The organism is Streptomyces sp. NPDC004629 (assembly GCF_042873595.1).
GTDB lineage: Bacteria > Actinomycetota > Actinomycetes > Streptomycetales > Streptomycetaceae > Streptomyces.
In genome coordinates this window covers 44,453-58,736 of sequence record NZ_JBIALO010000003.1, presented here as the reverse complement: position 1 = coordinate 58,736, position 14,284 = coordinate 44,453, and the positions used below count along the sequence as shown (strand labels likewise).

General features: G+C 70.7%; 5 protein-coding genes. 3 read left to right on the top strand and 2 right to left on the bottom strand.

The features are described from left to right. Positions 1 to 7 precede the first annotated feature (7 nt). Complete coding sequence (locus ACFYTE_RS05550) at positions 8 to 454, bottom strand: helix-turn-helix domain-containing protein (RefSeq protein ID WP_388705295.1); 447 nt, start codon at positions 452 to 454, stop codon at positions 8 to 10. Positions 455 to 932: 478 nt separating this feature from the next. On the opposite strand from ACFYTE_RS05550, the gene ACFYTE_RS05545 reads away from it, so the two are divergent. Continuing rightward, entirely contained in the window at positions 933 to 1,622 is a 690-nt protein-coding gene (locus ACFYTE_RS05545) for an ArsR/SmtB family transcription factor (protein WP_388705292.1), read from the top strand. A gap of 62 nt (positions 1,623 to 1,684) precedes the next feature. Here the strand turns inward: ACFYTE_RS05545 and ACFYTE_RS05540 are convergent, their stop codons facing one another. Beyond that, entirely contained in the window at positions 1,685 to 2,857 is a 1,173-nt protein-coding gene (locus tag ACFYTE_RS05540; RefSeq protein WP_388705290.1) for a glycosyltransferase, read from the bottom strand. A gap of 185 nt (positions 2,858 to 3,042) precedes the next feature. On the opposite strand from ACFYTE_RS05540, the gene ACFYTE_RS05535 reads away from it, so the two are divergent. Both ACFYTE_RS05535 and ACFYTE_RS05530 read left to right on the top strand, forming a co-directional pair. Beyond that, positions 3,043 to 4,560 (top strand): glycosyltransferase family 39 protein, encoded by a 1,518-nt coding sequence (locus ACFYTE_RS05535; RefSeq protein ID WP_388705287.1) that lies wholly within the window; start codon positions 3,043 to 3,045, stop codon positions 4,558 to 4,560. A 100-nt stretch (positions 4,561 to 4,660) separates the two neighbouring features. Beyond that, positions 4,661 to 14,275: an amino acid adenylation domain-containing protein gene (locus tag ACFYTE_RS05530; RefSeq protein ID WP_388705285.1), complete on the top strand. Its 9,615-nt coding sequence runs from the start codon at positions 4,661 to 4,663 to the stop codon at positions 14,273 to 14,275. The last annotated feature ends 9 nt before the right edge of the window (positions 14,276 to 14,284 follow it).

The following is a 14,284-nucleotide window of genomic DNA, read 5'->3' as shown; positions in this document are numbered from 1 at the left end:
ATCTCGCTTACGAGGGCTGCCCGTTGTCCGTCGGGCTGTCGGGCAGTCCCTCAAGTTCACGCACCCGCTCGATTACCTCGCCGATCGATTCAAGGCTCTTCTCCGAGAGTCCGGCGGTGCGCAGGGCGATCCGCTGTACCTTCGCGTCGCGCAGAGCGGTGAGCAGAGACAACTCGGCATTCACCGTTTTGGTGACCTGGTTATCAAAGAAGTACGCGGGAGGCACGCCGAAGAACCTGGCCAGTCCCTCCATATGACGGAGGGTCGGGTTGTCGCGCTGTCCCTTGCGCAGGAGCCAGATGTAGCTGCCTGAGATTGGTATCCCGGCAGCGGTGATGGCGCGCGCGACCTCCTCGACGGTGTACGGGGTGCGGCCGGACGGCTTCACGTGGACGAACAGGTGATTGAGCTTGTCAGCCAGGCTGTTGCCAGGCTCGCTGTCGCCGTTGGGCATCGCGTGGCCTCCCCTTATTGAAAGCCACCCTAGCTTCACACTGGTGTGTGATCCACTCAAGCCCTCGTCCAATGTTGGTTGACCGACTGGATGCCAAGGCTTAGCGTTGGCCAGCGGTTCAACTGATGTGCTTGGCTGATCGCTACTCATCCAACATCAGTGTAGATGCTGTGCGGGAGGGCCAGTCGAGCCGGGCTACTGCTGCGGGGGCGATGCTGTGCAACGAATCCACTTCACGGGTGCCGACTTGGCGCGTGTTCGCCTGCAGAGTGAACTGAGCCCCCTTGTGGAAGGGGTCTTCGCTCTCGCTGTACTGCACGGGCTGCAGCAGGACGACCCCTATGCCAGGTGGCGCGTCGACTTACGGAACACACTCAGAGAGCACGGCCGGTCCGTCGGCCCGACGGTGCCGCGTTCCCCCGGGGCGCTGGACGATCTCCTAGGTCTGCTGAGGCGTTCGTCCGCCGGACGGGGGCGGATGGCATACACCTTGGAACATGCGAAGGCCACCCAGGCGGCGCTCGACGTGTGGAAGCTGGGCGTCGCTCCGTACTGGGGGCGGATTCGGGAACGTCTGGAGGCCGTTTGCGACTCGCACGGTCGGATTGCAGCCGTGGGAGGTGTGGAACGCATGCTGTCCACGCTGCATCCCCGCATCATCTGGAATCCGCCAGTGCTCGAGATTCACGACGGCCCCGACCAGGACATCGCCCTGGACGGACGGGGCCTGATCCTCAAGCCCTCGGTCTTCCTGCCGGCCATGGCAGGCCGGGGCGTCGAACTGGCGAAGCCTGCGTTGGTCTTCGCCGCGTCACCGAGCATCATCAACGGCTGGGACGAGAACCCGACGCCCGAATCGGGGCATGAGCGCTGGTCCCTCGGCGCACTCCTTGGAAACACCAGGGCAGCCGTGCTGCGGGCCCTGATCGACACCTCCACCACGTCACAGCTCGCGGAGCGCCTGGGAATTTCGCAGGGAACGGCCAGTCAGCACACTGCGGTACTGCGAGAGTCGGGGCTCATCACGACGCGACGTGTGCGTACCAGCGCGCTGCACACGGTGACCCCCCTGGGCATGGCGCTCCTCACAGGCCGGTTGCGCACCCGGCTTCCGGCCTTCTCGGGACACTCCGTCGAGCCGTCGGAGCCGGATTGCATGCTGTCGTAGGGGCGCGGAAACCGCGCACGAGGGGCCGCGAGGTGTTCGTGACGGGCGAAACCGTCCCTGCCTCAGCGATAGAGGAAGCGGTCCACGCAAAGGAAGCGCAGGAGGGAGACCAGGCAGAGAGCGATCGCCGTGGCCGGCACGGGAGTGAGGCCCACGCCTGACACGAGAAGCACCATCAGAGGGATGCGGACCACGAGATCGGCGTTGGCCAGGGCGATGAAGCTCAGCAGCCTCGTGTGGCGGCCGAGGCGCCCTCGGCCCCGGTACAGCAGCCTGTCGGTGAATACGAAGTTCCAGAGCGCCCCCACCTGGTTGGCGACGACCTCGGCGGTGGCGTAGTGAAGATCAGTGCTGTGGGTCAGGACCCACCGCACCGCCAAGTTCGGCAGGAACCCGGACAGGCCGATCGCTCCGAAGGCGAGCGCGCGGCTCGGCATACCGCCGGTGCGCAGGCGTATGAGGTGCCGCAGGAATCGCAGTCCCTCCCGGACGGTCGACTTGGACTCGCCCGCATGACGTACGCCGAAGTCGTAGGCCACTTCGGCGATGGCGTGGGGGCGGCAGCGGACGATCAACTCCAGCAGGATCTTGTATCCCAGGGGTCGCAGGGCCCCGGAGCGTTCGGCTCGGCCGACCAGCTCCCGGCGGATGGCGAAATAGCCGCTCATCGGGTCGCTGGTGTCCCGCAAGAGCCTCGGGAACAGGGCTTTGGCCAGCGAGGTCGACGCTCCCGAGACCAGGACGCGATATCTGCTGCCGAGTCCGCTGCGGTTACCGCCGTCGGTGTAGCGGCTGGCGACCACGAGCCCGGCGCCGCTCTCCTCGCCCTTGGCGATCAGTTGCGGCAGCAGGGCGGGAGGGTGCTGGAGATCCGCGTCCATCACCACGATCCACCGGGTGTTGCTGCGGGCGATGCCCTCCATGACGGCGCCGCCCAGACCGCCCACCGGATCGGCCCGATGGTGCACGGAGACCTCAAGGGGCAGTCGCGCGGCCTCCTTCTGGATCACCTCGGGGGTGTCGTCCGTCGAATCGTCGACGAAGAGCACCGAAGTCTCCTGCCCGGGTGGCACGGAGGCGGATATGCGGCTCAATAACTCGGCGATATTCGCGGCTTCGTTGTATGTCGGAATCACGATGGTGACCCCGTGCTCGGCGGTCGAGTCCGTGGCTTTGTCCGCCTCCGGGACACTGGGCTCCAGTCGGGACTCCGAGGGTGACGAACTGGTGGTCACCATTCCTCCCCAGGAGGGTGCGATTCATGCCGGAGGACGAGTTTCCGGGGAGGCGGCCGGGATCGACATCCTGTTTCGCTGACAAGTCAAGTTGATGGAGTCGCAAGGGGGCGGGCGCGAAGAATTTCCGGTGACCGTGCCACGTCCCATCAGGACCCATCGAGGGAGCCAGTGCCGTGTTGCCGATGACCGCCGAGCAACCGAGAACGCAGTCCACCGACTCCTTGGCCGTACGACTGCACCGACGTCCGGTATGGGCCGTCGCGGCGGCGCTGGCCGTCGTACTGCTGGCCTTCGCCAACGAGTACGGCTACCACCCGGACGAGATGTACTTCCGGATGCTGGGCGAACACGACCTGGCCTGGGGGTACGTGGACCAGCCCCCGATGCTGCCGCTGCTCGTCCACGCCTGCACCCTCGTCCTCGGCGACAGCCTGTGGGCGATCCGGGTGCCGGGGGCCCTGGCGGCGGCCGCGATCGTCGTCCTGGGCGCCTCGATCGCCGCCGAACTCGGCGGTCGGCGCCGAGCGCAGCTGATGACGGCCGCGGGGCTCGCGACTTCGGCGATGGTGCTCGGCTTCGCGCACTGGATCCTGACCAGCACGATCGACACCGTCGCCTGGTGTGCGGTCCTGCTGTTCATGCTGCGCGCCGTGCTTCGCGGCGACGGACGGTGGTGGCTGGCCGCCGGCGCCACGGTCGGCGTCGCCCTGTACGCGAAGTTCATCATCCTGCTTCTGCCCGTCAGCCTGCTCGCCGGACTGCTGCTGGTCGGGCCCCGGTCCGTGTTCAGGGACCGACGGCTTTACCAGGGGATGGCGCTGGCCCTCGTCATCGGGTCCCCGAACCTGATCTACCAGATCGCCAACAACTTTCCGCAACTGCAGATGGCGGAGGGGCTGGCGGAGGCGGACGGCTCGGTCAACCGCCAGGTGTTCTTCATCAACCTGGTCTTCCTGTTCGGACCCGCCCAGGCGTTCTTCTGGGTGACCGGCCTCATCAAGGTCTTCCGGGAGCGGCGCTGGCGGTACGTGCGGGCGCTGGGCGCCGGTTACCTGGTGGCCACCGCCGCCGCGCTGATGATCGAAGGCGGGCGTTCGGACTACACGGGCGGCTTCCTGATGGGCCTGTTCGCCGCGGGCTGTGTGATCGCCGAGCGCTGGACCGCGCACCGCAAGGGGCGGCTGGCCCTGGTGGCGGGCGGACTCGCCGTCGGCGGCGCGCTCCAGGTCGCGCTGGCCCTGCCCGTGGTGCCGGAGCGCAAGCTGGCCGACTTCCAGTACTTCTCCCTCTCTTTGGAGAGCGTCGGCTGGCCGCACGTAGTGCGGCAGGTCACCGACGCGTACCAGGCGCTCCCGGCGGCCGAACGGGACCGGGCCGTCATTGTGACGGAGAACTTCGGCGAGGCCGGCGCGCTCGACAGGTTCGGCTCGCCCTCCTCGCTGCCCGCCGTGTACAGCGGGCACAACCAGCTCTACGCGTGGGGCCCGCCACCGGAATCGGCGGACGTCGTGGTGGCCGTCGGAATCGACCGCGCCCTGCTCGACCGTGAATTCGAGAGCTGCTCGGTCGTTGCAGAACTCGACAACGGCCTCGGGGTGACGAACCCGGAGAAGGGCAAGAAAATCACCGTCTGCCGTGAGCCGCGCAGGCCTTGGATGAAGATGTGGCCCGATTTCCGGCACTACAACGGATACATGTGAGCCGCGGCTGCCCAGCCCTCGGGAAGGAAAGGGGGGATTTTCGGCGCGGAAACAGGGAAATCGGGATCGGATCATGCGGAATGGGCGAGGGGAAATATCGATGTTTGACGGGGAAAGCCAGCTGCTGGACGAACTGTTCGCCGAGCAGGCGGCCAGGACACCGGACGCGACGGCCGTCGTCTTCCAGGACAGGTCGCTCACCTACGCGGAACTCGACGCCGAGGCCGACGGGCTCGCCCGTCTGCTGGCCGACCGGGGCGCCGGTCCGGAGCGGTTGGTGGCGCTCGTCCTGCCGCGCTCGGAGCGAATGGTCGTGGCGATCCTGGCGGTCCTGAAGACGGGCGCCGGCTATGTGCCCGTCGACCCGGAGTACCCCGCCGAGCGCATCGGGCACGTGCTGGAGGACTCCCGCCCCGTCCTGGTCCTCACCGAAGAGGAGGTCGCCGGGCGGGTGCTCGGGCCGGCCAAGGACACACCCGTACTGCTCCTGGACGCTCCGGACGTCCGGAACCGGCCGGCCGCCCCTCCCGCGGCGATGCCGGTGCGCGGCCCCGGTTCCCGGTCGCCGCAGAACCCCGCCTACGTCATCTACACCTCCGGCTCCACCGGTCGCCCCAAGGGCGTGGTCATCCCGCACAGCAACGCCGTACGACTGCTGGGTTCCACCGACGCCTGGTACGCCTTCGGCGAGCAGGACGTCTGGCCGCTCTTCCATTCCTTCGCCTTCGACGTGTCAGTGTGGGAGCTCTGGGGCGCACTGCTGTACGGCGGCAGACTCGTCGTGGTGCCTCAGGCGGTCACCCGGTCTCCCCGTGACTTCCTGCGGCTCCTCGTGGACGAGCGGGTCACCGTGCTCAACCAGACTCCCTCGGCCTTCTACCAGTTGCTGGCAGCCGAGCGCGATGAACCGGAACTCGGCGACCGGCTCGCCCTGCGCCGGATCGTGTTCGCCGGCGAGGCGCTCGACCTGGGCAGGCTCGAGGAGTGGTACGAGCGGCACTCCGATGATGCGCCGGTCCTGGTCAACATGTACGGGATCACCGAGACCACCGTGCACGCGTCCTACATCGCGCTCACCCGCGAACTCGCCGCGCAGGCGGCGGGCAGCGCGATCGGCACGGCGATCCCAGACCTCTCCTTCCATGTGCTCGACGAGGGCCTGCGCCCGGTCGCCCCCGGGGAACAGGGCGAGCTGTACGTCAGCGGCCCCGGACTGGCCCGCAACTACGCGAACCGGCCCGACCTGACCGCTGAACGCTTCGTGGCCTGCCCGTTCGGTGTGCCCGGGGAGCGGATGTACCGCTCGGGCGACCTTGTCCGTCGCGCCCACGACGGCAGCGAGGACCTGGAGTACGTACGCCGCGCCGACGACCAGGTCAAGCTGCGCGGCTTCCGTGTCGAACTCGGCGAGATCGAGGCCGCGCTGACCCGCGAACCCACGATCGAGCAGGCCGCCGTCGTGGTGCGCGACGACCTCGCCGACGAACGGCGCCTGGTGGCCTATCTGCTGCCCGCGCCGGGGCGGCGGGTGCCCTCGCCGTCCCGGCTGCGCACGCTGCTGGCCGCCCGGCTGCCCTCGTACATGATTCCCGCGGCCTTCATCCTCCTGGACGCCTTCCCTCTCACCACGAATGGCAAGCTCGACCGCCGGGCCCTGCCCACACCGACTCGCGAGGACAGCGTGGACGCCCGGCTCGTCGCCCCGCGCACCGAGCGCGAACGGGCCCTCGCCGCCGTGTGGAGCGAGGTGCTCGGGCTCGACGAGATCGGTGTCACGGACGACTTCTTCGCGCTCGGCGGCGACTCCCTGTCCGCGGTACGCGTGCTCACCCGGGTCGCCGCGGCCACGGGTGTCGAGCTGCCCCCGCGTGCCCTCTTCGAGACCCCCACCATCGAACGGCTCGCCGTCCGGGCCGAACTGGCGGACGCCCACGACGGCGGCCCCGCGGCCGGCGCCATCCCCGCGGTGTGCGGTGCCGACGAGGCCCCGCTGTCCTTCACCCAGCAGCGTTTTTGGATCCAGCATGAGGCCGACCCCGGCGAGGTCGAGTACAACGTTCACTCCGCCCTGCGGGTCCAGGGGGCCCTCGACACCGGGGCGCTGCGCGCGGCGCTGCGCGAACTCGCCGTACGCCACGAGCCGTTGCGCACCACCTACTACGCCGCCGACGGACAACCGTCCGCCCGCGTGACCCCGGTCGCCGACACCGACGTGCCGCTCCGCCTCGTGGACCTGTCCGGACTGCCGCGGCACGACCTTGTAAGCGAACTGGAGCGTGTGCTGCGCGAGGAAGTGGACCGGCCCTTCGACCTGGCCAGGGGACCGGTGTTCCGCGCGCTGCTGGTGCGCCGCGGCGAACGCGACCACGTCCTCGCGCTCGGCGTCCACCACATCGCCACCGACGGCTGGAGCGCCGAGCTGATCACGGACGAGCTGAGCGCCCTGTACACGGCGGCCCGGCAGGGCACGGACAGTGGCCTGGTCCCGCTCCCGGTGCGCTACGCGGACTACGCCGCGTGGCAGCGCCACACCTTCGACGCCGCCCGGCGTGCGCCCCAACTTGCCTACTGGCGTGGTCAGCTGGACGGTGTCGTACCGCTGGACCTGCCCACGGACCGGCCGCGCCCGGCGGTACGAGGCGGGGCCGGTGCCGCCTACCGGTTCACGCTCGACCGGCAGCTCACCGACGAGCTCAGGCAATTGTCGGCGCACAGCGGGACCACGCTGTTCATGACCCTCGTGGCCGCCTGCCAGCTGCTGCTGTCCCGCTACAGCGGCCAGCGGGACATCGTGGTCGGCACCGCCCTCTCGGGGCGCGACCACCCCGCGCTGGAACGGCTCGTCGGAGCCTTCATCAACACCCTGGCCCTGCGCACCGACGTGGACGGCGCCCAGCCGGCCACCGAACTGCTCAGCCAGGTCCGGGACTGCGTGCTCGGCGCCTTCTCCCACCGTGACCTGCCGTTCGACCGGCTGGTGGAGGAACTGGCACCGGAGCGCGACCCCAGCCGTACCCCGCTGGTACAGGCGATGGTGCTGCTGCAGAACGCCCCCGTCGCGCCGGACGAGTTCGGCGGGCTGCGCACCGAGCGCGTCCCCCTGCCGCGCACTGCGTCGATCTTCGACCTCACCTTCGAATTCACGGAGCGGGCCGGGGCGCTCGACGTCATGGTCGAGTACGACACCGCGCTCTTCGACGAGTCCACCATCGCCCGCGCTGCCGGCCACCTGCGCACGCTCGCCTCGGCAATGGCGGCCGGCCCCGAACGCCCGGTGGGCGATCTGCCCCTGCTCGACGAGGACGAGCGCCGACTCGTGCTGGCGGACTGGAACGGCACGGCTGCCGAGCCGCCCACCCAGCTCCCGGTCCACCGACAGTTCGCGGAGCAGGCCCGCCGCACGCCGGACGCGGTCGCCGTCTCCTCGCACCGCGCCACGCTCACCTACGCGGAACTCGACGAGCGCTCCAGTCGACTCGCGCACCACCTCGGACGGTACGGCGTCGGCCGCGGGGTGCCGGTGGTGCTGTGCCTGGGACGCGAACCCGAGCTGCTTGTCGCGATGCTCGCAGTGCTCAAGGCCGGCGGCGCCTACGTCCCGCTGGCCCCGGACGTGCCGGCCGGCCGGCTGCGGCACATCGTCGCCGAGACGGATACGCCCGTCGTGGTCACCGGCGCGGCCGTCGCCGCGCGGCTCGACGCGGAGGGGGGCACGGCCGGCGCCTCGGTGATCGACCTGGTCCGGGACTGGCCCGCGATCGCTGCCCAGCCCGCCGACGCACCGCCCACCGACGCGGACCTGGACGATCCCGCCTACCTCGTCTACACCTCGGGGTCCACGGGGCGGCCCAAGGGGGTGGTCATCCCGCACCGGGCCCTTCTCGACTACTGCGCCTGGCAGATCCGTACCTACGGCATCGGTGCCGAGGACCGGTCCGCCTCCGTCGTTGGCATCGGCTTCGACGTGGCCATCGCCGAACTGTGGCCCTTCCTGTGCGTGGGCGGCCGCCTCGACCAGCCGTCCCAGGAGGTCCTGGACGACCCGACCACACTGGTCGACTGGTACATCCGCCGGGGTACCACCGTGACGTTCCTGCCTACACCGAGGGTGGAGTCCCTCCTGGACGAGCCCGCCCTGCCGGACACCCGGCTGCGTCTGATGGTCGTCGCCGGCGACGTGCTGCGGCGCAGGCCCCGGCCGGGGCTGCCGTTCACCATGGTCAACGGGTACGGCCCGTCCGAGGCGACCGTGCTCGCCACCACATGCGTCGTCCCGCCCCAGGAGGAGACGACCGACACCGGCCTGCCGCCGATCGGCCGTCCGGTCGACAACCTTGCCGCCTATGTGCTGGATCCGCGCGGTAACCCCGTCCCGGCCGGCGTGCCTGGCGAGTTGCATCTGGCCGGTGCCGGGCTGGCGCAGGGCTACCACAACCGACCCGACCTCACCGCGGACCGGTTCGTGGCCTGCCCGTTCGGCAAGCCGGGCGAACGCATGTACCGGACCGGCGACCTGGTACGCCGTCGGCCCGACGGGACGCTGGACTTCCTCGGCCGGATCGACAACCAGGTGAAGATCCGGGGTGTCCGTATCGAACTCGGCGAGATCGAGAGCGTGATCGCCGCACGCGAGGAGGTCGCCGAGGTCCTGGTGACGGCGCAGGAGACCGAGGCGGGATCACGGCGGCTGGTGGCATACGCGGTCGCCGAGAAGGGGCACGACATCGCCGTAGAGCGGCTGTCCGCCGCCCTCGCGGAGCATCTGCCCGCAGTGATGGTGCCCTCCGCGTTCGTGGTGCTCGACCGGATGCCGCTGACTGCGAACGGGAAGATCGACCGCCGCGCCCTGCCCCAGCCGGCCCCGGCCGGCTCCGGCGACGCGTCCTACCGGGCGCCCGCCACCGAAGCCGAGCGGGTGCTGGCCGAGGTCTGGGCCGAGGTGCTCGGCGCCGACCGGGTCGGACTCGACGACAACTTCTTCAGCCTGGGCGGCGACTCCATCCTCAGCCTCAGCGTCGTCGCCCGGGTCCGCCGCGCCGGCCTGCAGCTCACCTCCAAGGACCTGTTCCGCCGGCAGACCATCGCCGAACTCGCCCCGTACGTCGGCCGGCTCACCCGCTCCGACATCGCCGACGAGGCCGGTCCCGCCCCGCTCACCCCCATCCAGCACTGGTTCCTCGACGTCCGCGAAGGCTCGGGAGTCTTCCACCAGACCGTCACCGCCGAACTCGGCGACGACATCGACCTACCGTCGCTGCGCGCCGCCCTGGCCGCGCTACCGGCCGAGCACCCCGCCCTGCGAACGCGCTTCGCCCGGACCGCCGACGGCAGGTGGACCCAGCAGATCGCCGATGCCGAGCGCGGAGAGACCGTCCGTGTCGCCGACGCCGCCGACCCCGCGGTCGTGGCCGCGCACATGGCCTGGCTGACCGGCGCGATGGATCTCGAACACGGCCCGCTCTTCCGAGCCGTCGTCGCCGAATCCGCCGGCCGGCCCGCCCGGCTGCATCTCGCCGCCCACCACCTGGTGGTGGACGGGGTGTCCTGGCGCATCCTGCTGGAGGACCTGCGGACAGCCTACGGGCAGATCCGCGCCGGCGAGCGCGCCGGCCTCGGCCCGCGGTCCAGCACCGTGCCCCAGTGGTCCCGGCGGCTCGAAGCCTTCGTGCGGGACGGCGGCTTCGCCGGCGAACTCCCGCACTGGGCCGGAGTGACGGGCGAGGACGACCATGCCCTGCCGGCCGACGGCGACGGCCCGGACACGGTCGCCGAGACCCGCTCCGTCACCGTCCGGCTCGACGAGGCGATGACCAGGGCACTGCTGACCGACGTCCCGGACGTCTACCTCACCGAGATCAACGACGTCCTGCTCACCGCGCTCGCCCGGACCCTGACCGACTGGACGGGCCGACATCGCGTCGTGCTCGCCGTGGAGGGCCATGGCCGCGAGGAGCTCTTCGACGATCTCGACCTCAGCCGGACCGTCGGCTGGTTCACCTCCTACTTCCCCGTGGCCCTCACCGTCGACGCCGGCGACGGAGGCTGGGGCGACCTGCTGAAGTCCGTCAAGTCCCAGCTGCGCCGGGTGCCCGGGCGCGGCGTCGGCCACGGTGCCCTGCGCTACCTCGGCGCCGCCAAGGAACTCGCCCGGGACCCGCTGCCGCAGGTGGCCTTCAACTACCTCGGCCAGTTCGACGGGCTGCTCCGCCGTACGGACGGCGATCCGCTCTACCGCGCCGTGTCGCCCATCGGCCTGGCCGAGCAGCCCTCGGCCCGCCGCCTGCACGTCCTCGACATCGTGGGCCAGGTCAACGGCGGCAGGCTGGAGTTCACCTGGTCCTACTCCCGGCGCCGGCACGATGAGCGGACCGTCGAGGCCCTCGCGTCCGCGTTCCTGGCCCACCTGTCCGGGATCGTCGAGCACTGTGCCCAGCCCGGGGCGGGCGGCCGGGTGCCGTCCGACTTCCCGCTCAGCGGCCTCGACCAGGCCGCGCTGGACCGCGTCGTCGGCGACGGCAGGTCGGTGCGCGACATCTACCCGCTCACCCCCATGCAGAGCGGCATGCTTTTCCACCACCTCATGGACGCCGGCCGCGGTGTCTACCTGGAGCAGACCTCCTTCGACATGGCGGGAATCCACGAGCCCGAGCTGTTCACCGAGGCCTGGCAGCGGACGGTTGACGACCTCTCTGTGCTTCGGTCCTCCTTCCGCTGGGACGGCCTGCCCGAACCCCTCCAACTGGTGTACGGCCAGGTGCCGTTCCCCGTCGCCCATCTCGACTGGTGCGGCCTCGACGCGGACGCTGTGCGCCGCGCCCACGAGGAGTATCTGAGCGCCGACCGCGACCGGGGGATCGACCTCGGCGCCCCGCCCCTCTTCCGCGCCGTCGTGGCCCGTCTGGACGGCGGACGCGTGCGCATGATCTGGACCTTCCATCATGCGCTGCTGGACGGCTGGAGCGTCATGAGGGTGGTGCACGACATGCTCGGCCACTACGCCGAACTGGCCGGACAACGGGTGCCGGCGTCGCGCCGCACGAGCCGGCCGTTCGGGGACTACGTGCGATGGCTGAACGCTCAGGACACAGCCGCCTCCGAGGCGTACTGGCAGCGGCTGCTGGCCGGACGCGAGGCACGCACCCCGCTGCCCTACGACCGCCCGCTCCCGGCGGACGGCACGTTCCCGGTCTCCACTCACGACACCTCCGCGGAACTGCGGCTGCGGCTGACCCGGAGGACGACGGACCGCCTGTACGAGACCGCCCGCCGGGCTCGTATCACCGTCAACACCCTGATCCAGGGCGTCTGGGCGCTGCTGCTGTCCCGCTACAGCGGGGAGCGCGACGTCGTCTTCGGCGCCACGGTCGCCGGCCGCCCGGCCGAGCTGGAGGGCGCAGAGTCCATGGCCGGCCTGTTCATCAACACGCTGCCGGTGCGGGCGGACGTCGACGGCGAGGCCCGGCTCGGGGAGTGGCTGCGCCGCCTCCAGGACGAGCAGGCCGAGGCCCGCCAGCACGAGCTGGCGCCGCTGCACCGGATGCACGGCGGAGAGGGGCGTGCCGAACTGTTCGACAGTGTCGTGGTCTTCGAGAACTATCCCGTGGACTCCCCCTCCGGCGACGGCCCGCGCGTCCTCGCCGTCGAGTCGAGCAACAGCACCCACTATCCGCTGAACGTCGTCGTCTACGCAGAGGAACGGCTGTCGCTGCTGCTGCACTACGACACCGGCCTGTTCGACGCCGGCACGGTGGAGCGGATGAGCGGCCATCTGCGGACGCTGCTGGAATCCGTTGCCGCGGGCCCGCTCGACCGGCCAGTGGGCGACCTGCCGCCGATGGGTCCGGACGAGTACCGCACTCTGGTGACCGACTGGGCCGTCGGCCGCGCGGACCCCGTGGTGCCCCGCAGGGTCGAAGAGCTGATCGACCTGCATGCGCACCGCACACCCGACGCCCTCGCCGTGATCCAGGGGACGCACCGGGTGACCTACGGCGAACTGGAGCGCCGCACCAACCGGTTCGCCCATCACCTCAGCGCCCTGGGGGTCGGCCCGGAGACCGTCGTGGGCCTGGCCGCCGAGCGGGGCGTCGACGGCCTGGTCGGCCTCCTCGGCATCCTCAAGGCTGGCGGTACGTATCTGCCCCTGGACCCGGCCTTCCCCGAAGACCGGCTGCGTACGATGCTCGACGACACCCGGCCGCCCGTGCTGGTGACCCAGGCACATCTCGCCGACCGGTTCGGCGACCGGGACACGATCCTGGTGCTGCTCGACGGGGATCGCCCGGAGACCGACCGGTACCCGGCCACCCCGGTCCGCTCCGGCCGGGGCGCCCTCGACGAACTCGCCTACGTGATGTACACGTCGGGCTCCACCGGCCGCCCCAAGGGCGTGATGATCGAGCACCGGGGCCTGACCAACATCGCGCAGCAGTCGACCCGCGCCTTCCGCATCACCCCGGACAGCAGGGTGCTGCAGTTTTACACGATGAGCTTCGACGGCGGCGTCATGGAGGTGTTCATGACGCTGACGGCGGGCGCCGCCCTCGTCATCCCGGACGCCGACGCGCAGCGCAGCCCGGCGGTGCTGGCGCGGCACCTGCGGGAGGACCGGGTGACCACGATGATGGTCCCGCCCGCGGTGCTGCTCTCCCTGGACGCCGACGCCTTTCCCGAACTGTCCGTGGTGGCCTCGGCGGGCGATGTGCTGCCGCCGCAGACCGCTCGCCAGTGGAGCAGGGGCCGCATTCTGCTCAACGCCTACGGCCCGACGGAGATCAGCATCGCGGCCGCTTTCCACACGGTGGAGCATGAGACGGTCGGCCGGACCGTGCCGCTCGGGCCGCCGGTCGGCGGTTCCCGCGCCCATGTCCTGGACGAGCGGCTCTGCCCGGTGCCCGCCGGGGTGACGGGCGAGCTGTACATCGGCGGCACCGGGGTCGGCCGCGGCTATCTCGGCCGCCCCGACCTGACGGCGGAGCGATTCGTCGCCGACCCGTACGGGCCTCCCGGGGCCCGGCTGTACCGCTCCGGTGACATGGTGCGGTGGACCGGGGACGGACTGCTCGAATTCGCCGGGCGGGCCGATCATCAGGTCAAGATCCGCGGCTATCGGGTGGAACTGGGCGAGGTCGAGAACGCGCTGCTCGAACTCACCGACGTGGACAAGGCCGTGGTGGTCGCACGGGCCGAGGACGGCGGTGCCAGACGCCTGGTCGCCTACGTCGTGCCGGCCGCCGGACGGCCCGCACCGGACACCTCGGCACTGCGTGCCGCGCTCGCCGCGGAACTGCCCGCCTACATGGTGCCCTCCGCGTTCCTGGCGCTGACCGAGCTGCCGCTGCGCTCCAGCGGCAAGGTGGACCGCGGGTCGCTGCCCGCGCCCACCCGCGAGGACACCGTGTCCGCGGCCTACGTCGCCCCCCGCAACCCGACCGAGGAGGCGCTGGCCGGTATCTGGGCGCAGGTCCTGCCGCCCGGCCGGATCGGCGTCGAGGACAGCTTCTTCGACCTCGGCGGCGACTCCATCGCCAGCCTCCGGCTGATGTCCCGGCTCGGACACGCCTTTGGCGTCGACATCTCGCCGCGGGACTTCTTCGACGCACCGACCATCGCCGCGCTCGCCGAGCTCCTCCAGCAGAAGATCCTCGCGGACCTGGAGCAGGACGTCGCGCGCACCGCCCCGGCCACCGGCGAGGCACCGGGGGCCCGCTCATGACCTCAGGGG